Origin of the sequence: Paracoccus sp. Ld10, from assembly GCF_045064235.1 — a bacterium.
GTDB lineage: Bacteria > Pseudomonadota > Alphaproteobacteria > Rhodobacterales > Rhodobacteraceae > Paracoccus.
Genome location: NZ_JBISHD010000029.1, coordinates 1 through 25,274 on the forward strand (window position 1 = coordinate 1; position 25,274 = coordinate 25,274).

At 62.2% G+C, this 25,274-nt stretch carries 23 protein-coding genes, 2 tRNA genes and 1 pseudogene; 17 read left to right on the forward strand and 9 right to left on the reverse strand.

The window, feature by feature from the left end:
• Positions 1–33: 33 nt before the first annotated feature.
• Positions 34–485: pseudogene (locus tag ACJJVR_RS11620) on the reverse strand (transposase); the annotation flags it as partial.
• A 533-nt stretch (positions 486–1,018) separates the two neighbouring features.
• Here ACJJVR_RS11620 and ACJJVR_RS11625 point away from each other — a divergent pair.
• Both ACJJVR_RS11625 and ACJJVR_RS11630 read left to right on the forward strand, forming a co-directional pair.
• Complete coding sequence (locus ACJJVR_RS11625) at positions 1,019–1,834, forward strand: hypothetical protein (RefSeq protein ID WP_405404733.1); 816 nt, start codon at positions 1,019–1,021, stop codon at positions 1,832–1,834.
• Between the two features lie 377 nt (positions 1,835–2,211).
• Positions 2,212–3,690 carry a plasmid recombination protein gene (locus ACJJVR_RS11630; RefSeq protein WP_405404735.1) on the forward strand — a complete coding sequence of 493 codons (1,479 nt, stop codon included), beginning with the start codon at positions 2,212–2,214 and terminating at the stop codon, positions 3,688–3,690.
• 86 nt (positions 3,691–3,776) lie between these two features.
• Here the strand turns inward: ACJJVR_RS11630 and ACJJVR_RS11635 are convergent, their stop codons facing one another.
• The 5 genes from ACJJVR_RS11635 to ACJJVR_RS11655 all read right to left on the reverse strand — a co-directional run bounded on the left by ACJJVR_RS11635 (position 3,777) and on the right by ACJJVR_RS11655 (position 7,907).
• Entirely contained in the window at positions 3,777–4,097 is a 321-nt protein-coding gene (locus ACJJVR_RS11635) for a hypothetical protein (protein WP_405404736.1), read from the reverse strand.
• A 69-nt stretch (positions 4,098–4,166) separates the two neighbouring features.
• Positions 4,167–4,691 carry a hypothetical protein gene (locus ACJJVR_RS11640; protein ID WP_405404738.1) on the reverse strand — a complete coding sequence of 175 codons (525 nt, stop codon included), beginning with the start codon at positions 4,689–4,691 and terminating at the stop codon, positions 4,167–4,169.
• Positions 4,692–5,211: 520 nt separating this feature from the next.
• A complete protein-coding gene (locus ACJJVR_RS11645; RefSeq protein ID WP_405404740.1) occupies positions 5,212–6,804 on the reverse strand; it encodes a site-specific integrase in 1,593 nt (530 codons plus the stop codon).
• Positions 6,805–6,911: 107 nt separating this feature from the next.
• Positions 6,912–6,986 (reverse strand) — tRNA-Asn (locus ACJJVR_RS11650).
• A gap of 60 nt (positions 6,987–7,046) precedes the next feature.
• A complete protein-coding gene (locus ACJJVR_RS11655) occupies positions 7,047–7,907 on the reverse strand; it encodes an MBL fold metallo-hydrolase (protein ID WP_405404741.1) in 861 nt (286 codons plus the stop codon).
• Between the two features lie 34 nt (positions 7,908–7,941).
• Here ACJJVR_RS11655 and ACJJVR_RS11660 point away from each other — a divergent pair, with 34 nt between their 5' ends.
• Both ACJJVR_RS11660 and lon read left to right on the forward strand, forming a co-directional pair.
• Positions 7,942–9,297: an ATP-binding protein gene (locus tag ACJJVR_RS11660; RefSeq protein ID WP_405404742.1), complete on the forward strand. Its 1,356-nt coding sequence runs from the start codon at positions 7,942–7,944 to the stop codon at positions 9,295–9,297.
• A 121-nt stretch (positions 9,298–9,418) separates the two neighbouring features.
• Positions 9,419–11,836, forward strand: a complete 2,418-nt coding sequence (gene lon / locus ACJJVR_RS11665) for an endopeptidase La (protein ID WP_405404744.1) — start codon at positions 9,419–9,421, stop codon at positions 11,834–11,836.
• A 455-nt stretch (positions 11,837–12,291) separates the two neighbouring features.
• Here the strand turns inward: lon and ACJJVR_RS11670 are convergent, their stop codons facing one another.
• Positions 12,292–12,567, reverse strand: coding sequence for a hypothetical protein (locus ACJJVR_RS11670; RefSeq protein ID WP_405404746.1), 276 nt, complete (start codon positions 12,565–12,567; stop codon positions 12,292–12,294).
• A 224-nt stretch (positions 12,568–12,791) separates the two neighbouring features.
• A protein-coding gene (locus tag ACJJVR_RS11675; RefSeq protein WP_405404749.1) for an IS5 family transposase occupies positions 12,792–13,549 on the reverse strand; the annotation gives its coding sequence in 2 pieces (ribosomal slippage) (positions 12,792–13,231 and positions 13,231–13,549; 759 coding nt in all).
• Between the two features lie 451 nt (positions 13,550–14,000).
• Here ACJJVR_RS11675 and ACJJVR_RS11680 point away from each other — a divergent pair.
• Together ACJJVR_RS11680 and dusA are read left to right on the forward strand one after the other, a co-directional pair.
• Positions 14,001–14,075, forward strand: a tRNA-Val gene (locus tag ACJJVR_RS11680).
• 74 nt (positions 14,076–14,149) lie between these two features.
• Positions 14,150–15,136: a tRNA dihydrouridine(20/20a) synthase DusA gene (gene dusA, locus ACJJVR_RS11685; RefSeq protein WP_405404751.1), complete on the forward strand. Its 987-nt coding sequence runs from the start codon at positions 14,150–14,152 to the stop codon at positions 15,134–15,136.
• On the opposite strand, the gene mazG is transcribed toward dusA, so the two are convergent.
• Complete coding sequence (mazG, locus tag ACJJVR_RS11690; RefSeq protein WP_405404752.1) at positions 15,133–15,939, reverse strand: nucleoside triphosphate pyrophosphohydrolase; 807 nt, start codon at positions 15,937–15,939, stop codon at positions 15,133–15,135. The two genes, dusA and mazG, sit on opposite strands and share 4 nt — an antisense overlap.
• A 64-nt stretch (positions 15,940–16,003) precedes the next feature.
• Here mazG and ACJJVR_RS11695 point away from each other — a divergent pair, with 64 nt between their 5' ends.
• The 11 genes from ACJJVR_RS11695 (at position 16,004) to ggt (ending at position 25,273) form a co-directional block, all read left to right on the forward strand.
• Positions 16,004–17,170 (forward strand): M20 aminoacylase family protein, encoded by a 1,167-nt coding sequence (locus ACJJVR_RS11695; protein ID WP_405404847.1) that lies wholly within the window; start codon positions 16,004–16,006, stop codon positions 17,168–17,170.
• A 130-nt stretch (positions 17,171–17,300) separates the two neighbouring features.
• Positions 17,301–17,633, forward strand: coding sequence for a preprotein translocase subunit YajC (yajC, locus tag ACJJVR_RS11700; RefSeq protein WP_405404754.1), 333 nt, complete (start codon positions 17,301–17,303; stop codon positions 17,631–17,633).
• A gap of 16 nt (positions 17,634–17,649) precedes the next feature.
• Positions 17,650–19,314: a protein translocase subunit SecD gene (secD, locus tag ACJJVR_RS11705; protein ID WP_405404756.1), complete on the forward strand. Its 1,665-nt coding sequence runs from the start codon at positions 17,650–17,652 to the stop codon at positions 19,312–19,314.
• 13 nt (positions 19,315–19,327) lie between these two features.
• On the forward strand, positions 19,328–20,314 hold the full coding sequence (gene secF / locus ACJJVR_RS11710) for a protein translocase subunit SecF (protein ID WP_405404758.1): 987 nt from the start codon (positions 19,328–19,330) through the stop codon (positions 20,312–20,314).
• Positions 20,314–20,670 carry an Mth938-like domain-containing protein gene (locus ACJJVR_RS11715; protein ID WP_405404760.1) on the forward strand — a complete coding sequence of 119 codons (357 nt, stop codon included), beginning with the start codon at positions 20,314–20,316 and terminating at the stop codon, positions 20,668–20,670. The genes secF and ACJJVR_RS11715 overlap by 1 nt, the downstream gene beginning before the upstream one ends.
• Entirely contained in the window at positions 20,667–21,299 is a 633-nt protein-coding gene (ccmA, locus tag ACJJVR_RS11720) for a heme ABC exporter ATP-binding protein CcmA (protein WP_405404762.1), read from the forward strand. The genes ACJJVR_RS11715 and ccmA overlap by 4 nt, the downstream gene beginning before the upstream one ends.
• The gene (gene ccmB, locus ACJJVR_RS11725) at positions 21,296–21,952 is read left to right on the forward strand and encodes a heme exporter protein CcmB (protein ID WP_405404764.1); all 657 of its coding nucleotides are present in this window, start codon (positions 21,296–21,298) and stop codon (positions 21,950–21,952) included. Before ccmA ends, ccmB begins: the two co-directional genes overlap by 4 nt.
• A 43-nt stretch (positions 21,953–21,995) precedes the next feature.
• Positions 21,996–22,721, forward strand: coding sequence for a heme ABC transporter permease (locus ACJJVR_RS11730; RefSeq protein WP_405404766.1), 726 nt, complete (start codon positions 21,996–21,998; stop codon positions 22,719–22,721).
• Positions 22,718–22,861, forward strand: a complete 144-nt coding sequence (gene ccmD / locus ACJJVR_RS11735) for a heme exporter protein CcmD (RefSeq protein WP_405404768.1) — start codon at positions 22,718–22,720, stop codon at positions 22,859–22,861. Before ACJJVR_RS11730 ends, ccmD begins: the two co-directional genes overlap by 4 nt.
• Positions 22,854–23,396, forward strand: a complete 543-nt coding sequence (locus tag ACJJVR_RS11740) for a DsbE family thiol:disulfide interchange protein (protein WP_405404770.1) — start codon at positions 22,854–22,856, stop codon at positions 23,394–23,396. Before ccmD ends, ACJJVR_RS11740 begins: the two co-directional genes overlap by 8 nt.
• Positions 23,397–23,467: 71 nt before the next feature.
• On the forward strand, positions 23,468–25,273 hold the full coding sequence (gene ggt / locus ACJJVR_RS11745; protein ID WP_405404772.1) for a gamma-glutamyltransferase: 1,806 nt from the start codon (positions 23,468–23,470) through the stop codon (positions 25,271–25,273).
• The last annotated feature ends 1 nt before the right edge of the window (position 25,274 follow it).

Genomic DNA, 25,274 nt, shown 5'->3' on the forward strand with positions numbered 1-25,274 from the left:
TGCTTGCGCGCCAGCCACTCTCGTTCATCGGGTGCCCGGGAACCTGATCCCCGTGCTGTCGACCAGCAGGTTCAGCGACCCCGCTTTGCGACGGTGGGTGATCTGCACAGCAAGGGTCTTCTGCCTGTGGCTCAAGGTGGAGAAGTCCGGCACCGGCCAGTCGCGCCCTGCCATCGCCGATGCTGGTCACCATGCCATCTCGCCATGGTCACTCGGACCGTCGCCCATCGGGCTTGAACCGATGGCGCCGCGATGGGCAACCGTCCTCATGGCTCGATTTGCCGAAGCGGCAGGCTGAAGAGGACCTTCACCATCAAGCAGAACTGGACCGCAGCGTCGAAGAACACGGGCGGTCGGCCCTCCCTGATCGCCACCCACGCCATGTCCTTGTCCAGCCAGCTCAGCAGCGAGCCGCGCTGCTTGAGGGCGTCATTGCAGGACTTGCAGTTCGTCGTGCGGGAGCGGGCAGGCTCGGGCTTCGTCATGCCAGGGCGCTGAACCTACAGCAGCCCCCGCGGGAATCCTCGCCAGGGAGAGTTCTGCAACAATGCCGAGTCACTGCCAAAGTCCATCAATGATGACCGTGCGCTCCTACGTTGTTTCCGTCGAATAGCATGGCTAGCGGCATTCATATAAGACAGAATAAATGTGCCCCCGTTATACCCCTAAACGAAAACAGGGCTTAGCCGCGAACGGCTAAGCCCTTGTAATCTTTGGCTCCGGCGGTAGGGGTCACACCCAATCCGCAAGAATCGAACCTAAAATCAAGTCTCTACGACTGACGCGCGGACAACTGACCGTAAACAACATGGACATGATGTAGCAGCACGGCCAACTCTCAGCAACAGGCCTCTTTGCGTTCTCAAGAATTTCAACCTATTGGAATGTTTGTGACTTGTGCACTCTTCTGCAAAAAGCCATTATTTTCTAATAATGCAGGGGTAGCACATTGAATCAACCTGTTCCGGTTTGGATAAATTATAAGCTAAAGTTTGATGGTCGAGACGCAGACCGGCATATGCTCGAAGCACATCCTGCCGGACAGAGTATCGAAGGCTTTTCATGGGCTCTGGCTCTCACTTTAAATTACGGGATCACGGGGCGTCTTCGCTACTCCAGGGATCTATCGAAGTCTGCAAAGATATTTATTTCTCCGCCAAAGCAAGGAAGCCTATTCTATGACCTCAACATACTGGTGCAGGAAAACCCGTTCTTGACTGTTGTCGTTGGCAGCTACGCTATGAATACTGTCACACCCTACATTAACGGCTTGATCGGATACGTGTTCAAGCAGGCGATGGGAATTGGCGAAGATTTTGTCGATGGTGCTGATAAATACCTGAAAAAATTAAAGAATGACGATTTAAAAGAAGTAATTAAAAGGATCGAACCTCCGCTAACACGAGCGCATTCCGTGATTGGACGAACTGCGGACGAAATCACGCTTCATCGTGGCAGCGCTGAAATCGTCAAGCTCGATCAATCAACGAAGGATAACCTGAAAGCTAAACCAGTTGGAAAATACGACACAATAAATAGCAATGTCACATCATTTAATATTCTGACGGAAAATGGACGAATTTACAGTCAAGAATTACAGGCAACCGTCCCCTTCGGACTTCGCAAAACCTATCGCTACGGAACCACGACAGCGCTAATTTCCAGCATGGAGCAATATGCGATTCAGCGGACCGGCACCATTCGAATTGTTGGGGAACGTGTTGAAACATCCAGCGGACGTTTGGTTAAGTATATTGTTGGCTCTGCAGAAGAGATACCCCAATCGGATTGGATCGACGGTATTGATCCGATGCGTCAAAGGCGGGAGCAATAAGTTCCGAATTGCCAAGCAAAGGTTATGACTGCGAACCTGCAGATCCTGACGCCAATCCGTAATGCCGCCGCACTGTTCATCAGTGGGTCAAGGTCCGGCTCATGGCGGACTGATTAGACGTTGGGTGTTCCAAGAAGGAGACCCAAACGCTGAAGAGGCGGCCGCCTCCAAAGCAGTTTTCGAAAGTGTTGGAAAGCTCAAAAACAGTGGCACACGATTACCGTCGGGATTTTCAAAGAGGCTGAAAGCCGATTGATCCAGCGGGAGGCGTAGGGGTTTCGAAAGGGGATAAAAAGCCGTTAGGATTTTTCTCCCCTTCGCCGGATATCCATAACGCAACCCCCTTGCGGGGTGAGTTATGGATAGTAGGTTATGATATGGCGCAGCCAACCCAAAACAATAAATCTCCCAACGGCAATCCAAAAGCCGCTTCAACTCGAATTCAACTGAAAAATGTCCGCTCTTTGGCTGGTCAGCGCAAGCATGACAAGCGCATTGGGAAACAGCCAGACTATATCGACGAATCCCGAAAATACCTCAACCGGATATTGATGGAGCCAGAGCCGCCCAGTGCGATGAGGGCCATCTGTGAGGGGCGCAGGTCCAATCGCGAAACAAGCCGTAAGATGAAAAAGGACGCGTCAGTTGTGGCCTGTGGTATCATCACCTTCGGCACGGAGGCGGCAGAACTGTTCAGCGCGCTGTCTCCAGAGGTCCAAGATGCGGCTTTTCTCGATCTTGCTGAATCGATAGCAGAGAGGTTGAACACCACGCTTCATGGGCTTGTCGTTCATCTGGATGAAACAACCATCCACGCTCATTTCCAGACAGCGGCCTATAATCTGGATGGGGTGCCGCTTTCTCAGGCGACAGGGCCGGCAGTAATGTCCAGCCTTCAAGATCTCACGGCGGAAATTATGACCCGGCACTGCCCAGGCATTGAGCGCGGCAACCGATATGGCGACAGGATTGCGGCCGGGGCTAATTTTCGTGAAACCCTCAATCGGTCGGTTCGGCAACTTCATAGGGATCTTCCCCGCGAACTGGAAATGAAGCGCACAGAAATCGCGGAACTGGACGCGATAGAAGGGGCAGCGCAGGTCCGTGTCGATGAGATGCAAGGCCGGGTTGATAAATTGATGATGAAAGTGGGACTTTCAGAAAAAGAAGCCAAGCGTCTGCAAACCTATGAGAAGCGACTTGCTGACAGAGTTGCGGAACTTGAAGCCGCGACGGTTTCCGCACAGGCCGCTACTGCGGAGGAACACCGGCTTGCGGCCATTGCAAGGTCCGATGCTACGGAGGCGCAGGAACGGGCTATAAAGGCCGATGAGGACGCGCGCAGGGTATCGCAGAAGGCAGGTGCGCTGTTGACTGCGACGGAGGCACTTACCGCCGAAATGGCGGCAGGCACTTTGCGCAGAACAGATGCAGGCAAGGTCAAGGCGGCGAACCCAGATGCCATCCGGCCCGGCCTACCCGACTTGGCCGCAGCGCTGAATGCGGCGACGGACGCCGCAGAGGCTCGCAGGCGTGAGGAGGCAGCGGCAGAGGCGGCAAGGTGCCAGCGTATTGATGACGAGGCAAAAGCCACAGACGCGCGCAGTGAGGCCGCAAGGCTTCTTGCTCATGCGCAGAGAGAACGGGACGAGGCCAAGGGGATATGGGCAGAGGCTCACAGACTACGCACGAAGTTTGAAAAAGCGTTCGGGTTGGTGTCCGGTTGGCTGAAGAGTCCAAATCTTACGGACAAAGCACGGAAGGAGGGCGAGGTGCTGGTGCAGGTCATCAATGAGGATAAGGACTTTACACCAGCTACCAAGCCTGATGATCTCGGTGAGGCTTTCGTGGTGTGATGACGGGCCGGGGAACATCCTCGAACGCTGGCGCAATCTTCAACGCGTGAAGACGCCGCCAGCCACAAATAATCGGTCAGTCATTCTTAGACGAAATGCGGACCTCTTGGAAACCGGGCCTCGATTTTAGGCGCAATTCCGAAGCGTGGGAACGAACCCAGCACTTCCAGAAGTGCGGCCCGATTTTCTGGGTCTGCTTTCCTGATGAGATCAATTACAGGGTTTTCCTCTACGCGGTTGAGGAAATTCGCGAGAGCATCAGCAAACCCGCCGCCGCAGTCGACCGCCTCCAGAAGCGTATCATTCGCGGCTTCATATCGCGCCTTGTCCGCTTCTTTCGTGTTTTCGTTTTTGATTTCCTGTCGAACTGCATTTTTCAGTTTGGCGAGTGCGTCATTGTCAGTCATAATCATTTGTCCTTTATAGTTTTGATGTGAACACACCGTGTGTTCACTTGTGATAGAATTTTTATCAGTTCAATTATGGAATTCCCCCTGATTTTTCTCAATAGATCCTTTCTTTTGTTGTTTATTTTTACCTGATTTTTCTCCTGCATCAGTTTTTGACCGAAGCATTCGCACTTGCGCTTCAAGCGCGTCTGTGTCTCGGCGCGAGACGATTGCCTGTGTATGGAATGCCGCAAATTTTTTATACTTATCCGCACTTTTCCAGACCTCATCAGGATTTAATGCGTAGATGAATGCTCCGGTGCCCATCTTAAAGCGAACAACAATGCCATTATCGACCAGATATTCAGCAGAACGGCGCGCCGTCATTTTTGATATATCCAAGGCTTCTGCAATCGTTTCATAAGATACACATACAGCCCCACCAAGCGGTGCGATATGCTTTGAAAAAAAGGCATAAAGCCGTGCGACATGCGGACTTCTTGACGGCAAACTTAGCAAAAGATCCCATCCGGCAGGATAAACCTGGACAAAATCACGGTTCTTTTTTTCAACCGGCTCGGCTTCCTCTTTTAAAATATCAGATTCTTTCATAATCTACCCTCCTCCCTTCAAAGGGTTAGCGCTTAAATCTCAAGACAGGCTACCTGTCAATATATTTTTCAACTGTGATAAATATATTTCCACAATTTGATAAATATCATATATTCCGAGTGTTCATCTGAAGAACACTTCGGGTGTTCACCTGAAGAACACTTGGAGTGTTCACAGCTATGAACACATGCAGATCTCTAAGATATTGAAATTGTTCATTAACTCAATAGGTCCCTCTCATTCTCCTCTTACCGAAACTTCCTTCGTCGTTTGCGGTGCGATGAGACCTTATTGATAATGCCGGGGGACACCCCCGGACCCCCAGCGCCTTTGGCGCATTCTCTCAAGAAATCAGTGAACTATAACAGAGCACAAGCAAGCGGCGAAGGAAGTTTCGGCCCGCCTTCGGAGTGCCCAACACTTTGGCCACGCCGAAGGCCCGCGCGTTTCACGCGCGCTCGCCGGTCAGCCTCGGCTGACCGGGCCAGCCCTTGTGGGGCTGGAAGAATAAAAGGAATCCTTAAAATACGCGGGGCAATGCCTCGACAGCGGCGCGCAGCGTCGCAATAGGTGCCCGTCCGCCATAGCGGTCATCTTCGACATCACCGACAAGATGGCCAAAAAGTTCAGCCCTGACATGCTTTTCAACGTTGGATTCCGCCCGCAGCCCCTGCACAGCATAGTGCCGAAAGGAATGGAATGACTTTTTCATCTGCGGCCCGATCTGGTCGCTCTGAATGTTCCGCCACAAATAAGCCGTCGAATCGCCAATCTGGGATTTTGGGCTTTTCCGGTTAAGGTCGTGAAACAGGTGGCCGCAATTGCGCGCATGCTGTTCCCCAACATAATCCAGAAAACCCAGATCAATGAGATGCGAATGGATCGGAATCCGCCGCTCGGATTGGGCGTTTTTCAGCCCGCGCCGGGTATTTGGACGTATCAGAAAGACCGGGATTCCGTCCTCTTCGGCTATGTCTGCCGTCTCTAAACCGCAAATTTCTTCACGGCGTGTCCCGGTATAGGCGGCGATAAGGGGAACCCAGAAAAGCCAGTCCTTGACTATCACGTTCCCTGGTTGGCGGCGTCGTTTCACGCTTTTGGCTCCCGTCCACACCGGGGCCGCGAAAAGTCGCTTCACGTCATCCGGTGTGAAGGGGTCGCGGTCGTCCTTGACGTTCTTCTTCTCAAAACGCCGCAACAGGGACGGATTCACGCTTGGGTCAATTCGAATCCCCTCGGATTGTGCCGCTTTCAGAATCTTGCCGATCTGAATCAGGTTGCGGTTGATGGTCGCGGCAGAAAGTCCGGTTTTGAGGCCTGCGGCCTCAGCCTCGGCGATTATGGCGGCAATAGGCTTTGTCCGCTCGGCCTCGGATCGTCGATAGGTTGGCGGCAAGCGGTCCAGCGTATCGACAAACCCGGCGATATGGGCTTGCCGGATGGTCCGTGCGTCACCTACCCCGGTGATCTCAATGAACAGGGACGCAATTCCGGCGCATTGCTCAATGGACTTGTCCGACGCGCGGCCGGTGCGTTTGTGAACGCGGGACAGCCGGGCAACTACATCCTGAACCAATGGGGAGGGGCCCGAAAACGGCTTTGCGCGCTGTGGCGCGGCTGTTTGGGGCGGTAAGGGGGCTAACGGTGCATGACTCTCCGGCACAGGCGCAGAGGGCGTTGAAACAGGGGGACGTGGTGGCGGTTCAGGGCCATCACCGGCGCGCATATCATCGGACGCCGCCTGATGTTTGAGGGGCTTCTTGGGCGGCTCCGGTTCGTCGTCCGGGCAATCGGTGGGGGGATCGAAAAAGAAAAAGAAGGCGCGTCCTCCGGGTCGTGAATGTTCGGGATCTCCACCGGCGGCTTCATAGTCCAAGGCCAGCCGCTCACGCGCCACCGCGTTCAGAATCTCTCGCTTCACATCGTGAAGGGTGGTTCGCCCCGCGTCAAGAAGACTCCACCCGACAGAAGCGGCAGCAGTCGCAGTGGCAGCGAGTCGGCGCGCTGTGGCGGGGTCGGTCGTCGCAAAGGGGATCTGGACGGCCTGTCCGCGCCAGACGCGCCGCCACGCATAAAACGTGCCGCGTCGGATGACATAATTCGCAATAGCCACTATTTGGCCCTTCGGTGAAGGGTCAGCGGGCCGGGCGTGGTGTCATGCGATGGACGCGGGGTCCATAACATACCAAATAGCCTTCAAAGCATTGATTCAGAAGGATTTGGCTCCGGCGGTAGGGATCGAACCTACGACCAATTGATTAACAGTCAACTGCTCTACCGCTGAGCTACGCCGGAACACGGGGCGGATATAGCAACGTCGGTTGGGGGCGTCCAGTGGTGTTATGGGGTTTTTTGTCATGGAATTGAAAAAACCGTCTCGATCGACAAAACGCCGGTAAAATCAATGGCTCCGATCTGGGCGAGGGCGATCAGGTGGGACAGGACATTGCGTGTCGCGATAGGCAGGACCGGCTCGGGGACCGCATAGATGCGTCGGGCTAGCCCCGCGGCGGAATCGGGGGTGGCACGCAGCGCGGCCAGGATCTGGGCGGTACGCTGGCGACGGTGATGCGCCAGTTCGTCGATGCGCGCTTGCGGGGTCGTGATCGCAGGGCCGTGTGTCGGCAGCAGGACGCGCGGGGACAGCGCGGTCAACCGTTCCAGCGAGCGGAAATAATCGCCCAGATCCCCGTCGGGCGGAGAGATCAGTGTCGAGGACCACCCCATTACCAGATCGCCGCAAAACACCCGGTCGCCCCATTGGAACGACAGATGCCCCGCTGCGTGACCGGGCGTATGTAGCGCGGTCAGCGACCAGTCGGGCGTGGCGATGACCTGTCCGTCGCGCAGATGTTGGTCGGGGGCAAAGTCGTGGTCCAGACCCTCGCCGCCGGCCAGGCCGTCCTGGGCCAACCGGACCATCAGCGGTGATTGCCCGGCCAGCGCATCGCCAAAGGCCAGAATGGGCGCCCCTGTCAGACGGGACAGGCGCGCGGCCCCCGCGCTGTGGTCGCGGTGGGCGTGGGTGATCAGGATATGGCCGATGCGGTCGCGCCCGGCGCGGGCCACGGCCTCGATATGGGCGGGGTCGTCGGGGCCGGGGTCGATGACGGCGACATGGGCATTGCCGAGCAGGAAGGTGGTCGTGCCCGGCCCGGTCAGGGGGGACGGATTCGGGGCCAGGATCTGCAGCGGCTCTTTCGCAAACGAGGTCATGCGGCTAGCCTAGCGCGCAACGCAGGAGGCCGCCATGCCGAACGATAGTGACGTCAAGCAGATGCGCAAGCTGGTCCCGCCGGGGCTGTATGCGCGGGCGGCGCTGATCCTGTTTTTGCCCGTGGTTGTCGTCACGACGGTGGTCAGCGTGATGTTCCTGCAGCGCCATTTCGAGGGCGTGACACGCCAGATGACCATCAGCATGTCGCACGAACTGACCTTTGTCGCGCGGCTGATCGACGGGGCCGCCACGCCTGATGCCGCACGCCGCGCGGGTGTGTCCGTGGCCCGCCCGCTGGATCTGGAACTGATGCTGCCCGCAGATGCCCCGACCGAGGACCAGCGGCTGTTCTATGATTTCTCGGGCCGGGTGGTGACCGAGGTGCTGCGCGATGCTTTGCCGCAGGTGATCTCGGTCGATCTGGCCAGCGACGACCGCCGGGTGGCCGTGGCCTTGGACGGTCCGCACGGCCCCTATGCGCTGATCTTCGAGCGGCGCAGGGTCAGTGCGTCGAATCCCCACCAGCTGCTGGTGCTGATGGTGTTCACGTCCCTGCTGATGACGGGGATCGCAATGATCTTTCTGCGCAATCAGCTGCGCCCGATCCGGCGGCTGGCCTACGCGGCCGAGGAGTACGGCAAGGGGCGGATCGTGCCCTATCGTCCGTCCGGCGCGGTCGAACTGCGCAGCGCGGGGACCGCGTTCCTGGACATGCGCAACAGGCTGGAACGCCAGAACGATCAGCGAAAGTTGATGATGTCGGGGATCAGCCACGACCTGCGCACGCCGCTGACGCGGATGCGGTTGGGCCTGTCGATGATCGGGCCCGACATGCCCCCCGAACCCGGCGACATCACCGCGATGGAGGCCGACATCGCCGAGATGAACCGCATGGTGGACGGGTTTCTGGACTATGCCCGCGACGACGCGCAGGACAGCGCGGCCCAACCGGTTGCCGCCGCCGGCTTTCTGGAGGCTCTGGTCGCTGATGCACAGCGCGCGGGCCAGGACGCCAGCCTGATCCAGTTCGAGGGCGACCCCCAGGGGCTGGCCACGTTCCGACCCGACATGCTGCGCCGCGCGCTGGAGAACCTGATCGGCAACGCGGTCCGCTATGGCACCCGCGCCGAGATGGATGCGTCGCTTGGCCCGCGCAGTCTGCGCATCGGGATCGAGGATGACGGGCCGGGCATCCCCGAGGACAGTCTGGACGCGGCCATGCGCCCCTTTACCCGGCTGGACCCGTCACGCCGTCGCAACAGCGCGCAGGGGGCCGGGCTGGGCCTTGCCATCGCCGCCGATGTCGCGCGGGCGCATGGCGGACAGTTGCGGCTGGGCCGCGGGCCGCGTCTGGGCGGTTTGCGGGCAGAGATCGTCATTCCGCGCTGATGAAATAGGTGGCATTGTTTCGGTCATATTGAACGTGGGGGGCGACACCCCTAGATTGATCGCATGCAGAGGTCGCGCGTCGCCATGACGGGACCGCGGCTTCGGGCAGAAAGGACATACCATGACGGAATTCACCACACAGACCTATCCGGTGCTGCCCCTGCGGGATATCGTCGTCTTCCCGCACATGATCGTTCCCCTTTTCGTCGGACGTGAGAAATCGGTTCGCGCGCTGGAGGCCGTGATGGAATCGGACAGCCCGATCCTGTTGGCTGCCCAGAAGGACGCAGCCATCGACGAGCCGACCGAGGAGGGCATTTTCCGCGCGGGCGTTCTGGCCAACGTGCTGCAGCTGCTCAAGCTGCCGGACGGTACCGTCAAGGTTTTGGTCGAAGGCCGCGAGCGTGTCGAGATCACCGATTTCGTGCCCCATGACGACCATTTCATGGCCGAAGCGCGCGTTCTGGACGAAACCATGGGCGATGAGGACACCGTCGAGGCCCTCGTGCGCACCGTGACCGAAGAGTTCGAGCGTTACGTCAAGGTCCGCAAGAACATCCCCGAAGAGGTCGTGACCGCCGTGTCCGAGGCGTCCGAGCCCGGCAAGCTGGCCGATCTGGTCGCCGGCCACATGGGGATCGACCTGGAGCGCAAGCAGGACCTGCTGGACACGCTGGAGGTCGCGGCGCGTCTGGAGAAGATTTATGGCCACATGCAGGGAGAGATGTCGGTCCTGCAGGTCGAGAAGAAGATCAAGTCGCGCGTCAAAACCCAGATGGAGAAGACGCAGCGCGAGTACTATCTGAACGAGCAGATGAAGGCGATCCAGAAGGAACTGGGCGACGGCGAGGACGGACAGAACGAGCTGGCCGAGCTAGAGCAGAAGATTGCCGCGACCAAGTTCAGCAAAGAGGCCCGCGACAAGGCCGACAGCGAGCTGAAAAAGCTGAAGTCGATGTCGCCGATGTCTGCCGAAGCGACCGTCAGCCGCAACTATCTTGACTGGCTGCTGTCGCTGCCGTGGGGTGTGAAATCGCGCACCCGCAAGGATCTGGGTCGTGCCGAGGCGATTCTGGATGGCGACCACTATGGACTGGACAAGGTCAAGGAACGGATCGTCGAGTATCTGGCGGTGCAGGCCCGCAGTCAAAAGCTGAAGGGTCCGATCCTGACGCTGGTCGGCCCTCCGGGCGTGGGCAAGACCTCGCTTGGCCGGTCGATCGCAAAGGCGACGGGGCGCGAGTTCATCCGGATCAGCCTGGGCGGCGTGCGCGATGAATCCGAGATTCGCGGCCACCGTCGGACCTATATCGGATCCATGCCGGGCAAGATCATTCAGGCGCTGAAAAAGGCCAAGACCACCAACCCGCTGATCCTGCTGGATGAGATCGACAAGATGGGCCAGGATTTCCGGGGCGATCCGGCATCCGCCATGCTGGAGGTGCTGGACCCGGAACAGAACTCGACCTTCGTCGACCACTATCTGGAGGTGGAATACGATCTGTCGAACGTGATGTTCGTGACCACGGCCAACAGCTATAACATGCCGGGCCCTTTGTTGGACCGAATGGAGATCATCAGCCTGTCGGGTTATACCGAGGATGAGAAGCGCGAGATCGCCAAGGGCCACCTGCTGTCCAAGCAGGTTGCCGCGAACGGGTTGCGCAAGGGAGAGTTCAGCGTCTCGGACGAGGCGCTGACCCGCATGATCCGGTATTATACCCGTGAGGCTGGCGTGCGTTCGCTGGAGCGCGAGATCGCCAAGCTGGCGCGCAAGGCCGTGACCGAGATTCTCAAGGGCAAGGTCAAGTCGGTCGACGTGACGCCGGAGAAGGTTGAGGAATACCTGGGCGTGCGTCGCCACCGCTATGGCCTAGCCGAAAAAGAGGACCAGGTGGGCGTCGTGACGGGTCTGGCCTGGACATCGGTCGGCGGCGATCTGTTGCAGATCGAGGCGCTGCGTCTGCCGGGCAAGGGTCGGATGAAGACGACTGGGAAGCTGGGCGACGTGATGAAGGAATCGATCGACGCTGCCTCCAGCTTCGTGCGGTCAATTGCGCCCGAAATCGGGGTGAGGCCCCCGGAATTCGACAAACGGGACATCCACGTCCACGTCCCCGAAGGCGCGACCCCCAAGGACGGGCCGTCCGCGGGCATCGCCATGGTGACGTCGGTCGTGTCCGTCATGACCGGTATCCCGGTCCGCAAGGACATCGCCATGACCGGCGAGGTGACGTTGCGCGGCAACGTCCTGGCCATCGGCGGGCTCAAGGAGAAGTTGCTGGCGGCTTTGCGCGGGGGCATCAAGACGGTGCTGATCCCGCAGGACAATGAAAAGGATCTGGTTGAGATCCCCGACAACGTCAAAGAGGGTTTGACGATCATCCCGGTCAGCAACGTCCGTGAGGTTCTGCGCCATGCGCTGGTGCGCCAGCCCAAACCCATCGAATGGGACGAGGCCGCCGAAGAGGCTGCTGAGGCCGCGCGTATCGCCAGCCACCGTGGCAATGACGGTCAGGGTAGTACCGTCGCGCACTGACAGAAAAGGGCCGGGGGCAACCCCGGCCCTTTTTCAATGACATAGCCCCAATGTCGGAAAGATTGATGCAACGTAAAATTGCTCAAGGGTCCTGATAACGGCCAAGCCAGAACGGCCCCAACCAGAACAATAGCGGAGGAGCAGTTTACCGGCCGCCTGTCGCATCATGCTGCAACCTGTGTCCCATCGTCCTAGCGGCCGAACATGTTCCCCATCCTGTTGTGCCGTCTGAAGCAGCGCTTATCGTATTTTCAGGGATCTGAGGGAACGTCCTGCTGGGAATAAAGGTGTTCACCCCTTTCGTAGTACAACGCTTATTGCTGCCGGTCGGCATCGTGGCCTTGATGCTCTAGGATCAATAGGACTGCGGCAGGTTGCCCGAAGGCGCCGCCGCCCCAGTGAGATCACTGGCCTAGCTCGCCTGTATGAAAAGGCGAATGAGCCGACGTTTCGCATCAGTATCGGCGCGCAGCTTTGGGCTCATGCCGACTTTCGTTCGACCGATCTGGCGGCCGCTTCTGCTTTTTGGCGCTCAGGCTGCAAGCCGTGCGATGCTCCATCAGATATGAGGTATCGATCATGATGACCTCTGGATCAGCGCTCTTGGTGGCGAGGCCGACCATGATCCGGGCAAACAACCCGTCGTCGCGCCGGCGCTGCCAGCGACCATAAAGGGTCTTGGCTGGCCAATATTCCTCTTCGGGGCATTCTCTCAAACCGATGTCGTTCATGCCCTTGTCGTCGCACCATCGGGAACGCGTGCGGTTGATCAAGATGATGCCGCCCAGTAGCCGTAGATCCCCTTGGCCCTTGGAGGAACGAACGGAAATGGGCAATCGGCACCTTGGCAAGTCAGGACGGAGTGCCCATCGCTCAGGTCTCTCCATAGCGAATGAACCAACCAATACCCTCAAAAACAATGGGCATGGAGCCTAGGTTCAGGACTCGCTCTTGATCACAGCCAGAACAGAACGGTTGCGGGCAACGCGATTGCGGAGAGGTAGGTCTCTGGGCACCTGTCGTAACATGTGGCGACACGTCTCCAGTCCTTCAGACGACCGAACATGATCTCGATGCGATTGCGCCTTTTGTAGCGGCGCTTGTCGTATTTTATGGTCTTCTTGCGCGACGTCCTGCCGGGGATGCAGGCTTTTATCCCTCTGTCCTGCAACGCTTTTCGCAGCCAGTCAGCGTCATAGCCCCGGTCTGCCAGAAACCAGTCGGCCTGCGGCAGGCTGTCCAGAAGCGCCGCTGCGCCGGTATAGTCACTGACCTGTCCTGCCGACATGAAGAGGCGAATGGGCCGACCTTTCGCATCGGTGACGGCGTGCAGCTTGGTGTTCATGCCGCCTTTCGTTCGACCGATCTGGCGACCGCGCCCCCCTTTTTCGCACGCAGGCTACAAGCCGTGCGGTGCGCCTTCAGATACGTCGCGCAGGTCATGATCGTCTTGGAATCGGTGTCCTTTGCGGCCAGGCCGACCATGATCCGAGCAAAGACCCCGTTATCGCTCCAACGCTTCCAGCGATTATAAAGCGTCTTGGCCGGTCCATATTCCCTCGGTGCGTCGCACCACCGTAAGCCATTGCGGTTGATGAAAATAATGCCGCTCAGAACCCGCAGATCGTCCACGCGTGGGCGGCCATGGCTCTTGGGAAAGAACGTGCGAAGGCGCGCCATCTGCGCTTCGGTCAGCCAGAACAAGTTGCTCATCGATCAGGTCTCCTTGCGGCGGCCTGAATCACGCAAAGGGCGTAAAATCAATGGGTCTGGAGCCTAGGCTGATCTCAGCATTCCAGTATGGGGAAACCGCAATGTCATCCGGAACGAGCATGGTCGACAGCCCGACAGTCGGCATCTAGTCCCGCATGTCGCCGTGGTCGCCTAACAGGGCGACTATTATCAACAGAGTCGCCGACACAGGCATCCGCCGAATCGACGGCTGCCTCATCATCAAGACGACCCTGGCGGAACGTAGGCCGGTCCTGTCTGCGGTGCGGACGCTGGCGGCCCCTCCGTTAGGCCGCGCGCGACTCACCCTGACAGGTGATGCCCCCGGGGAAGACATCATCACCCTGCGCCGGCGAAACGGAAAAAACAGCGAGGCGAAACGCGCATCGCCCTCTTGCAACCAGTCGCGGCTGGCGGTAATGACCAGCCCGACGGGTGATTAGCTCAGTGGTAGAGCGCTTCGTTCACATCGAAGATGTCAGGGGTTCAAATCCCTTATCACCCACCATTCCCTTGCCAGTTTGCACTTTTTGTCACGGGCGCCTATATCGGCGGCCTTGACCCGCAATTCCGGACCACCGCATGCCCGACCCGATCAGTGATGCCGCGCGCCTGTCGGTCGCGCCGATGATGGATTGGACCGACCGGAATTGCCGGCGGTTCCACCGCCTGATGTCGCGTCGCGCCTTGTTGTACACCGAAATGGTGACGGCCCCCGCGATCATTCATGGCGACCGGCCGCGTCTGCTGGATCATGACGCGGCCGAACATCCGCTGGCGCTGCAACTGGGCGGGTCGGACCCGGCGGAACTGGCCCAGGCCACGCGCATCGCCGCCCCGTGGGGCTATGACGAGATCAACCTGAACTGCGGCTGCCCAAGCGACCGCGTACAGTCGGGGGCGTTCGGCGCGATCCTGATGACCACGCCGCAACTGGTCGCCGATTGCGTGTCGGCCATGCAGGACGCCAGTACCGTGCCCGTTACCGTCAAATGCCGTATCGGCGTCGATGATCAGCAGGCCGATCAGATCCTGCCCGAGTTTCTGGACATGCTGCAGCGCGCGGGCATCCGCCGCGTGACGGTCCACGCCCGCAAGGCTTGGTTAAAGGGTCTCAGCCCCAAGGAGAACCGCGAGATCCCACCGCTGGACTATCCGCTGGTCCACGCGATGAAGGCAGAATTTTCCGCGCTGCATCTGTCGATCAACGGCGGCATCACGACGCTGGATCAGGCGCGCGATCAGCTGGCGGTGATGGATGGCGCGATGATCGGCCGTGCGGCCTATCACGAGCCGTGGAACATTCTGGGTGCGGCGGACGGGCTGTGGGGCGACGTGCCGCCCTTTGCCGATCCGGCCGGTGTCGCCGTGGCGATGCGCCCGATGATCGTCGACCATATTGCCCATGGCGGACGGCTGCACCAGTTCACGCGGCACATGCTGGGCCTGTTCCACGGCCTGCCCGGTGCCCGCGCGTGGAAGCGCACCCTGTCCGAAGGCGCATCCAAGGGCGGTATCGAGGTTTTTGACGCAGCCTTGGCGCAGGTGACCGAGGCCGCTCTGGGCTAACCCACGGCCTTTTCCGCGACCTTGGCCGCGTTCCACAGGCGGTCCATTTCGGTCAGGTCGCTGTCCTCGGGGCGGCGGCCATCGGCGGCCAGTGCGGCCTCGATCGCGCCAAAGCGCCGGGTGAACTTGGCGTTGGCGCGGCGCAGGGCCAGTTCGGGGTCGATCTTCAGATGACGGCCCAGATTGGCCATCACGAACAGCAGGTCGCCGAACTCTTCCTCCATCGCATCGGGGCCCAACGTGTCGCGGGCCTCGACCAGTTCGGCGGTCTCCTCGGTGATCTTGTCCAGCACGTCGGCGGGGCCGGGCCAGTCGAAACCGACGCGCGCCGCACGGTTCTGCAGCTTCAGCGCTCGTGTCAGCGCGGGCAGCCCAAGGGCCACCCCGTCCAACGTGCCGCGCTCGGCCTTGCCCGCCCGTTCGACGGCCTTGATCGCCTCCCAGTCCTTGACCTGCTGTTCGGCGGATTTGTCGCGGGACTCGTCGCCAAAGACATGCGGATGGCGGGATATAAGCTTGTCGCTGATCGCGGCGGCGCAGTCGGCGAAATCGAACATCCCGGCCTCGCGTGCCATTTGGGCGTGGAACACCACCTGCAACAGCAGGTCGCCCAACTCTCCGGGCAGTTCGTCCCAGGCCTGTCGTTGGATCGCATCCTCGACTTCGTGGGCCTCTTCGATCGTATAGGGGGCGATCGAGGCAAAATCCTGTTCGATGTCCCAGGGACAGCCGGTCTGAGGGTCGCGCAAGGCGGCCATGATGTCCAGCAGGCGCGTGATCTGCGCGGCAGGGTCGAGGGTCATTGCAATTCCCTTCGTCAGGCGGAAGATGGCCCTCCGACTGCCACAGCACAAGGCCCAAGTCCACATGCCCGTCCTGAACCGCATCGCCGATTTCGCAGATCAGATGACCGAATGGCGCCGCCATCTGCACCAGCACCCCGAACTGGGTTTCGACTGCGGCCAGACCGCGGCCTTTGTCGCGACGCGCCTACGCGAGTTCGGCGTCGATGAGATCCACGAGGGGATCGGCCGCACCGGGGTCGTGGCGATCATCCGGGGGCAGGGGGACGGCCCGACCATCGGCCTGCGCGCCGACATGGACGCGCTGCCCATGACCGAGGTGACGGGGCTGCCATGGGCATCGACCGTGGCGGGGCGGATGCACGCCTGCGGGCATGACGGGCACACCACGATGCTGCTGGGGGCGGCGAAATACCTGGCCGAGACGCGCAACTTCGCCGGCCGCGTCGCGCTGATCTTTCAGCCCGCCGAAGAGAATGGCGGCGGCGGCGACGCGATGGTGCGCGACGGTATGATGGACCGGTTCGACATCGAACGCGTCTTTGCGATGCACAACAATCCCGGCCAGCAGACCGGCAGCTTTCAGACCACCCCCGGCCCGATCATGGCCGCCGTCGACACGTTCGAGATCGACGTGCAGGGGCGTGGCGGGCATGGCGCGATGCCGCACCTGACGGCCGATCCGATCGTCGCCGCCGTGGCGGTGGTCGGCGCGATCCAGACGATCAGCAGCCGCAACCACCACACCGCCGACGACCTGGCCCTGTCGGTCACCCAGATCCATACCGGCAGCGCCGACAACATCGTGCCGGACACGGCCTATATCTGCGGCACGGTGCGGACCTTTGCCCCGCATGTGCGTGACATGGTCCGCCGCCGCATGACCCAGATCTGCGACGGTCAGGCACAGGCCTATGGTGTGGAGATTCGCCTGAATTATCAGGAGGGGTATCCGGCCACCGTCAACGACCCCGACCAGACCGCGTTTGCCGTCCGCGTCGCGCAGGAGATCGCGGGCGACGGCAATGTCGACCCCGATGCCGGCCGCGAGATGGGGGCCGAGGATTTCAGCTATATGCTGAACGCGCGGCCGGGTTGCTATCTGTTTCTGGGGCAGGGGGACGGGGCGGGGGTCCACCACCCGGCCTATGACTTCAACGATGCCATCTCTCCGGTCGGGGCCAGCTTTTTTGCGCGGCTGGTGGAACGCGCGCAGCCGGCGCAATCCTGATCACGAGGACGTTCGCCGCCCTTGCCCACGGAGGTCCGGGCGCTTTCTTGCCAAGGGCGGGCAGCGCGGCTAGGTTGCGCGCCAATCCTGCCGCGGCCCCGGTCGCGTCCCCAGCCCGAAAGGACCCTTGATGTTCGTGACCCCCGCCTATGCCCAAGCCGCCGGCGGCGCCGGTGCCGGTGCTGCATTCGCGCAGTTCATCCCGCTGATCCTGATCTTTGCGATCATGTATTTCCTGATGATCCGCCCCCAGCAAAAGCGTCTGAAAACGCATCGCGCGATGGTCGAGAACGTCAAGAAGGGCGACCATGTGGTCACCCAGGGCGGCATCCTGGGCAAGGTCATGACGGTCCGCGACGACGAGCTGGAAGTCGAGATCGCGACCGGCGTGCGCGTCCGCGTGATCCGCAGCACCCTGGCACAGGTCGTCAACAAGACCGAACCTGTCGCCGCAAACAGCTGAAAAGGCCCTGAGCACGATGCTTCAGATCGACCGATGGAAGCGCATCCTGATCTTCGGGATCTGCCTTCTGGGCCTGCTTTACGCATCGCCCAACGCATTCTACGCCCGCGTCGAGGCGCATAACGATGCCGTGGCCCAGATCGAGGCCACCGGCGTCGAGACGCCCGAACTGGTGGCGGCGCGTGACGGGTGGCCGTCGTGGATGCCGTCGCATCTGGTCAATCTGGGGCTGGACCTGCGCGGTGGCGCCCATCTGCTGGGCGAAGTGCAGGTCGATCAGGTCTATAAATCGCGCATGGATGCGCTGTGGCCTGAACTGCGCCGCGCGCTGTCGGATGCCCGCGACACCGTGGGGTCGGTCCGCCGTGCCGCCTCGCCCGACGGCGTTCTGGCGATCGAGATCGGCAATGCCGACCAGATGGCCGCCGCGACCCAGATCGTGCGCGGGTTTTCGACGCCCGTATCGACCCTGACCGGCGCGGGCCAGCAATCGCTGGCCATCAGCACCCAAGGGGCAACGCTGACCATCCAGCTGTCGGACGCCGAAAAGGCCGTGACCGACGACCGCACCATTCAGCAATCATTGGAGATCGTGCGCCGCCGCGTCGACGAGGTCGGCACTCGCGAACCCACTATCACCCGTCAGGGCGAGGATCGCATCGTGATCCAGGTGCCCGGTATCGGATCGGCCGCGGAACTCAAGGAACTGATCGGCACCACCGCGCAGCTGACCTTCAACCCGGTCGTGGGCTCTACCGCTGACCCGCAGGCCCAGCCCGGCGTCGGCCAGACCATCGCGCCGTCGATCGACCAGCCCGGCTTGTTCTACATCCTGGAACAAAGCCCCGTCGTCACCGGCGAGGATCTGGTGGACGCGCTGCCCGCCAGTGACGAGAACGGCCTGCCGTCCGTCAACTTTCGGTTCAACCCGACGGGTGCGCGGGCGTTCGGGGCCTATACCTCGGCCAATATCGGCCAGCCGTTCGCCATCGTGCTGGACAACCAGGTCATCTCGGCCCCTGTCATCCGCTCGGCGATCACCGGCGGGTCGGGACAGATCTCCGGCTCGATGGATTTCGATCAGGCGAACCAGCTGTCGATCCTGCTGCGCGCCGGCGCCCTGCCGGCCGAACTGACCTTTCTGGAAGAACGCACCGTCGGCCCCGAACTGGGTCAGGACAGCATCGAGGCCGGGCGCATCTCGGCCATCGTCGCCACCGGGCTGGTCGCGGCCTACCTGATCGCCAGCTATGGCCTGTTCGGGGTGTTCGCGTCCATCGCGGTCGGGGTCAACGTGATCCTGGTCCTGTCGATCATGGGCATGATGGGTGCCACGCTGACCCTGCCGGGCATCGCCGGCATCGTGCTGACCGTCGGCACCGCGGTCGATGCCAACGTCATCATCTTTGAACGCATCCGCGAGGAACTGCGCCGCGCCAAGCGTCCGTTCCGCGCCGTCGAGGACGGCTTCCGCGAGGCGATGAGCGCGATCATGGACGCCAACGTCACCGGGTTCATCGCGGCGGCGGTGATGTTCTACCTGGGGTCCGGCCCGGTCAAGGGCTTTGCCGTCACGCTGACCATCGGTCTGGTCACCTCGGTCTTCACGGCGATCTTCCTGACGCGCCTGATGATCCTCACCTGGCTGGAATGGCGCAAGCCTGCCCAGTTGAACCTGTAAGGGGGACGCAATCATGGCTTTCCGTCTGAAACTGGTCCCCGACGTCACCAAGATCGACTTTTTCCGCTGGCAATGGCTGACCGTCGGGATTTCGGCCGTGGCGGTTGTGGTGTCGATCCTGGCGACGATCTTCATGGGGCTGAACTATGGCATCGACTTTCGGGGCGGCACGACAGTCCGCACCGAAAGCACCACCGCGTTCGACATCGGTGAATACCGTCAGGCGCTGGACGGAATGGGCTTCAGCGACGTGGCCATCACCGAGGTGTTCGATCCCTCGTTCGGGGCCGATCGCCACGTCGCGCTGGTCCGCATCGGCACCACCGAAGAGGCGGGCTCTGTCTCTCCCGAACAACTGGCCGAGGTGCAGACCGCATTGCAGCAGGTCGATCCGCAGGTGACATTCGCCTCGGTCGAATCCGTTGGACCCAAGGTGTCGGCGGAATTGATCCGCACGGCCATCATGGCGGTCGCGGCGGCGACAGTCGGCATCCTTTTCTACATCTGGCTGCGGTTCGAATGGCAGTTCGCCATTGGCGCCGTGGTGTCGCTGTTGCACGATATAATCCTGACGGTCGGCATCTTTGCCGTGTTCCAGATGAAATTCGACCTGACGACCATCGCGGCGCTGCTGACCACGCTTGGTTTTTCAGTCAACGACACCGTCGTCGTCTTTGACCGGCTGAGAGAGAACCTGATCAAGTTGAAGACCATGAAACTGATCGATGTGATGAACCTGACCGTGAACGAGACGTTGTCGCGGACCGTGATGACCGCCGTCACGACCGCCATCGCACTGACCGCGATGCTGGTGTTGGGCGGTGATGTGGTGCGCGGGTTCGTCTTTGCGATGCTATGGGGCGTGTTCGTGGGCACCTATTCCACCGTCTACATCGCCAAGAGCGTGGTTCTGTGGCTGGGCGTGAAACGCGACTGGTCCAAGGACGGCAACGGTCCGAAAAAGAACCTGTCCCCCTTTGAGGGCGCAGAGGAGGTCTGATGCCTGCGTTAACGCCCACGGATTTCACCGGCCAGAACGCGGTGGACGGCTATGGCCCCGGGTTCTTCCGCATCAGCGGAAAGGTCCATCAGGGTCCGCAGGTCATCGAGGCCGACCGCGTGACCCCATGGGGCGGGCTGGACGATCCCGGCCCGCTGCTGGCGCTGGCCGGGCGGGTTGACGTGCTGTTCCTGGGCCTTGGCGCGCAGGTCGCCTATGCGCCCCGCGATCTGGCGGCACAGCTGGACGCGCTTGGCGTGCGGGTCGAGGCGATGGCCTCGGCCACCGCGGCGCGCACCTACAACGTCACCCTGTCCGAGGGGCGGCGCGTCGCCTGTGCCCTGATCCCCGTTTGAGCCTGCTGGCCGTCCATGACCTTGCCGTCGCGCGCGGCGGTCTGCGGACGGTCGAAGGCGTCAGCTTTGCGCTGGACCCCGGTCAGGCGCTGATCCTGCGCGGGCCGAACGGGCTGGGCAAGACCACGCTGCTGCGCACCATCGCGGGGCTGCAATCGCCGGTCGCGGGACGGATCGATATGGCCGACGACGCGGTCGCCTATGCCGCGCACGCCGATGGGCTGAAACCGGCCCTGACGGCGCGGGAAAACCTGACATTCTGGGCGCGTGTCTTTGGTGGGCAGGGCGTGGACCGCGCGCTGGCCGCGATGGACCTGACATCCCTTGCCGAACGCCCGGCGGCGGCGCTGTCGGCGGGCCAGAAACGCAGGCTGGGTCTGGCCCGGCTGCTGGTGACAGGCCGACCGCTGTGGGTGCTGGACGAGCCGACGGTCTCGTTGGATACCGCATCGGTCGCGCGCTTTGCGCAGGTGGTGGCCGATCATCTGGGACAGGGCGGCGCGGCGTTGATCGCCACGCATATCGACCTGGACCTGCCTGAGGCCCGCGTGCTGGACCTGACCCCGTTCCGTTCCCGACCGGGCACGCCCGTCACGCGGCCCTCCGGCTTCAACGAGGCCTTCGGATGATCGCGCTGCTGATCCGCGACCTGAGATTGGCCACGCGGGCGGGCGGCGGGTTCGGCCTGGGCGTGGCGTTCTTTCTGATCCTGTCGGCGCTGGTGCCTTTCGGGGTCGGCCCCGACCGCGCCACGCTGGCCCCCGTTGCACCGGGCATCCTGTGGGTCGGCGCGCTGCTGGCCTGCCTGTTGTCGCTGGACCGCATCTTTGCGCTTGACCATGAGGACGGCAGCCTGGACCTGCTGGCCACTGCCCCCCTGCCGCTGGAGGGCGCGGTCGCGATCAAGGCTCTGGCCCATTGGATCACGACCGGCCTGCCGCTGGTATTGGCCGCACCGCTATTCGGGGTGCTGCTGCACCTGCCGATGCAGGCGGGCCCGGCGCTGGTTCTGTCGCTGGCCTTGGGCACGCCGGCGCTGTCGATGCTGGGCGCGTTCGGGGCGGCGATCACGGTGGGTCTGCGCCGGGGGGGGTTGCTGTTGTCGCTGCTGGTCCTGCCGCTCTACATCCCCACGCTGATCTTTGGCGCCGAGATCACCCGCCGCGGGGCCGAGGGGCAGGCCATTGCCACGCCGCTGGTGTTTCTGGCAGGCATCACGCTTGCGGTGCTGGCGCTGATCCCGCTGGCGGCGGCGGCGGCGTTGCGGGTCAATCTGCGGTGAGATGCCCTTGAGGGCGCGTGGAAAACAGGGAATACACGGACACATGTCGATCTGGGAATATGCAAACCCCGCAAAGTTCATGCGCACCACCGACGGGGCCTTGCCCTGGCTGGTGGGCAGCGCGGCAATCTGCTGCGTGGGCGGGGTGGTCTGGGGGTTCCTGACGCCCCAGGATTTCAGGCAGGGATCGACGGTCAAGATCGTCTTTCTGCACGTCCCCGCCGCGATGATGGCCATCAACATCTGGGTGATGATGCTGGTCGCATCGCTGATCTGGATCATCCGTCGTCACCATGTCAGCGCCCTGGCCGCCCGTGCGGCCGCGCCCATCGGGGCGGTGATGACGCTGATCGCGCTGGCAACCGGCGCCATCTGGGGCCAGCCGATGTGGGGGACGTGGTGGGAATGGGACCCGCGGCTGACCTCGTTCCTGATCCTGTTTCTGTTCTACATCGGCTATATCGCGCTGTGGGCGTCCGTCGATGACCCGGACAGTGCCGCCGACCTGACGGGCGTCTTGTGCCTGGTGGGGTCGGTCTTTGCGCTGCTGTCACGCTATGCGGTGCTGTTCTGGAACCAGGGCCTGCATCAGGGGGCCAGCCTGTCCGTCGCGCCGGGTGAGCGCATGTCGGCCGTCTATCGCCACCCGCTGTATGTATCGATGTTGGGCTTCTTTCTGCTGACGCTGGCGCTGATCCTGATCCGCACCCGAACCGAAATCCGCAAGCGCCGCCTCGCCGCGCTGCAAGCCAGGGACATGCGCGCATGATCGATCTTGGACAGTATGCCGGGACCGTGCTGGCCGCCTATGTGGTCAGTGTCACGCTGATCGCGGGGCTGGTCTGGCACACCGTCGTCGCCAACGCCCGCGCCCGCCGCGCCCTGCAGGAGTTCGAGCGCAATGGCTAGGATCGCCCCCCTGATGCTCCTGCCTCCGCTGGCCTTTGCAGCGCTGGCCGCCACGTTCCTGTGGGGCATGAACCGCGACGATCCGGGCAGCGTGCCGTCCGCGATGATCGGACGACAGGCTCCATCGGTGCCCGCGACCACGCTGCCGGGCAAGACTCAACTGACCGATGCGATGCTGCGCGAACCGGGGGTCAAGCTGGTGAACTTCTGGGCCAGCTGGTGCCCGCCCTGCCGGATCGAACACCCGACCCTGATGGCCCTGTCCGAACAGTTGCCCGTCTATGGCGTCGATCTGCGTGACATCGACGCCAACGCGCTGGAGTTTCTGTCCGCGGACGGCGACCCGTTTGCCGCCATCGCGACCGACACGCGGGGCCGGTCGGCGATCGACTGGGGCGTGACCGCCCCGCCCGAAACCTTCATCATCGATGGCGACGGCACGGTGCTGTACCGGTTCGCCGGTCCGTTGGTCGACGCCGACTATCAGGCCCGTTTCCTGCCCGAACTGGAACGCGCGCTGGCGGATCAGGACTAGGCCACGCTTGCGCCGCGGCCCCGTGCGCGACATGCTGATCCAAAGGCATGCACAAACCGGGGAGACGGCAGATGACACGGACGGGACTGGCGCTGGCGCTGTTGATGGGCAGCGCGACATGGGGCATGGCCCAACAGGCAACCGATGCGATCGCGCCCGAGGGCGCATCCGGCACGCAGGTCGCGACCGAGGGGTTCGGCGATCTGACGCAGGCCGCTCGCGACGGGCTGGCCGCAAAGGCCGAGGGCCGTCCCGTCACCGCCCCCGACTGGATGATCACCGCCGCCCATCCGCTGGCCGTGCAGGCCGGTGCGCGCGTTCTGGAACAGGGGGGCAGCGCGGCGGACGCGATGGTCGCGGTCCAGGTCGTGCTGGGTCTGGTGGAGCCGCAAAGCTCCGGCCTTGGGGGTGGGTCGTTCCTGGTCTGGTACGACGCCGCCACGGGCGAGGTGACCACCCTCGACGGACGCGAGACCGCACCCATGGCCGCCACGCCCACGCTGTTCCAAGACGATGACGGCCAGCCGCTGGCGTTCATGGAGGCCGTCGTGGGCGGTCGATCCGTCGGCACCCCCGGCACGCCCCGCCTGCTGGAGGTCGCGCATCGCAAATGGGGCCGCGCCAATTGGTCCGGCCTGTTCCAGGACGGCATCGATCTGGCACAGAACGGGTTCACGGTTTCGCCCCGGCTGGCCTCGCTGGTCGCGTCCGAAGGCGATGCGCTGGCCCGCTATCCGGCCGCGACGGACTATTTCTTTCCCGACGGCCAGCCCGTCGCGGAGGGGGCAAGCCTGACCAACCCCGCCTATGCCGACACGTTGCGGATGCTGGCACGTGACGGTGCGGATGCGTTTTATGACGGTCCCATCGCGGACCGGATCGTTGCCGCGGTCCGCGGCGCCGAGGATAATCCGGGCATGCTGACGCGGGCCGATCTGGCCGCCTATCGCGTCGTCGAGCGTCCGGCGGTCTGCGTCGAATATCGGGCCCATGATGTCTGCGGCATGGGCCCGCCATCGTCGGGGGGGCTTACGGTGGGACAGATCCTGGGGATGCTGGGCGGCTTTGACCTGGCGGCCCTGGGCGCCGAAAGCCCCGAGGCTTGGCGCCTGATCGGCGATGCGTCGCGCTTGGCCTTTGCAGACCGGGGCCGATACATGGCCGATGCCGATCACGTGCCGATGCCGACCGAGGGGCTGATCGATCAGGCCTATCTGGACGAACGCGCGGCCCTGCTGCAGGGCGACGACAGCCTGCCCGAGGTCACCGCCGGCCAGCCCGGCTGGAGCCATGCCGGCCTGTGGGGTCAGGACAGTGCGCTGGAGCTGCCCTCGACCACGCATATCTCCATCGTGGACGGCGACGGCAACGCCCTGTCGATGACCACCACCATCGAGAACGGGTTCGGGTCGCGGGTCATGGCCGGGGGCTTCCTGCTGAACAACGAACTGACCGATTTCAGCTTTGAGACCCATGACGCCGACGGCTGGCCCATCGCCAATGCCGTGGCACCTGGCAAGCGTCCGCGGTCGTCGATGGCGCCGACCATCGTGCTGCGCGACGGGGCGCCCGCGATGGTGATCGGATCGCCGGGCGGCAGCCGGATCATCGGCTATGTCACGCGGGCCATCGTGGCGCATCTGGACTGGGGGATGGACATTCAGGCCGCGATGGGTGCGCCGAACCTGGTGAACCGTTTCGGGCCGATGGACGTGGAGGCGGGCCTACCCGCGGCCCTGACCGACGGGCTGACTGCCATGGGGTTCGAGTTGAACGAGATGGAGCTGACATCCGGCCTGCAGGGAATCGTCATCACGCCCGACGGGCTGGAGGGCGGCACCGATCCGCGCCGCGAAGGTGTCGCCATCGGCGGCTGAT

Bases quoted from the DNA above. Each gene is read 5' to 3' on its own strand.
- ACJJVR_RS11625 (WP_405404733.1), top strand. From the start codon at position 1,019: ATGCTCGAAGCACATCCTGCCGGACAGAGTATCGAAGGCTTTTCATGG.
- ACJJVR_RS11630 (WP_405404735.1), top strand. From the start codon at position 2,212: ATGGCGCAGCCAACCCAAAACAATAAATCTCCCAACGGCAATCCAAAA.
- ACJJVR_RS11635 (WP_405404736.1), bottom strand. From the start codon at position 4,097: ATGACTGACAATGACGCACTCGCCAAACTGAAAAATGCAGTTCGACAG.
- ACJJVR_RS11640 (WP_405404738.1), bottom strand. From the start codon at position 4,691: ATGAAAGAATCTGATATTTTAAAAGAGGAAGCCGAGCCGGTTGAAAAA.
- ACJJVR_RS11655 (WP_405404741.1), bottom strand. From the start codon at position 7,907: ATGACCTCGTTTGCGAAAGAGCCGCTGCAGATCCTGGCCCCGAATCCG.
- ACJJVR_RS11660 (WP_405404742.1), top strand. From the start codon at position 7,942: ATGCCGAACGATAGTGACGTCAAGCAGATGCGCAAGCTGGTCCCGCCG.
- lon (WP_405404744.1), top strand. From the start codon at position 9,419: ATGACGGAATTCACCACACAGACCTATCCGGTGCTGCCCCTGCGGGAT.
- ACJJVR_RS11670 (WP_405404746.1), bottom strand. From the start codon at position 12,567: ATGAACGACATCGGTTTGAGAGAATGCCCCGAAGAGGAATATTGGCCA.
- dusA (WP_405404751.1), top strand. From the start codon at position 14,150: ATGCCCGACCCGATCAGTGATGCCGCGCGCCTGTCGGTCGCGCCGATG.
- mazG (WP_405404752.1), bottom strand. From the start codon at position 15,939: ATGACCCTCGACCCTGCCGCGCAGATCACGCGCCTGCTGGACATCATG.
- ACJJVR_RS11695 (WP_405404847.1), top strand. From the start codon at position 16,004: ATGCCCGTCCTGAACCGCATCGCCGATTTCGCAGATCAGATGACCGAA.
- yajC (WP_405404754.1), top strand. From the start codon at position 17,301: ATGTTCGTGACCCCCGCCTATGCCCAAGCCGCCGGCGGCGCCGGTGCC.
- secD (WP_405404756.1), top strand. From the start codon at position 17,650: ATGCTTCAGATCGACCGATGGAAGCGCATCCTGATCTTCGGGATCTGC.
- secF (WP_405404758.1), top strand. From the start codon at position 19,328: ATGGCTTTCCGTCTGAAACTGGTCCCCGACGTCACCAAGATCGACTTT.
- ACJJVR_RS11715 (WP_405404760.1), top strand. From the start codon at position 20,314: ATGCCTGCGTTAACGCCCACGGATTTCACCGGCCAGAACGCGGTGGAC.
- ccmB (WP_405404764.1), top strand. From the start codon at position 21,296: ATGATCGCGCTGCTGATCCGCGACCTGAGATTGGCCACGCGGGCGGGC.
- ACJJVR_RS11730 (WP_405404766.1), top strand. From the start codon at position 21,996: ATGTCGATCTGGGAATATGCAAACCCCGCAAAGTTCATGCGCACCACC.
- ccmD (WP_405404768.1), top strand. From the start codon at position 22,718: ATGATCGATCTTGGACAGTATGCCGGGACCGTGCTGGCCGCCTATGTG.
- ACJJVR_RS11740 (WP_405404770.1), top strand. From the start codon at position 22,854: ATGGCTAGGATCGCCCCCCTGATGCTCCTGCCTCCGCTGGCCTTTGCA.
- ggt (WP_405404772.1), top strand. From the start codon at position 23,468: ATGACACGGACGGGACTGGCGCTGGCGCTGTTGATGGGCAGCGCGACA.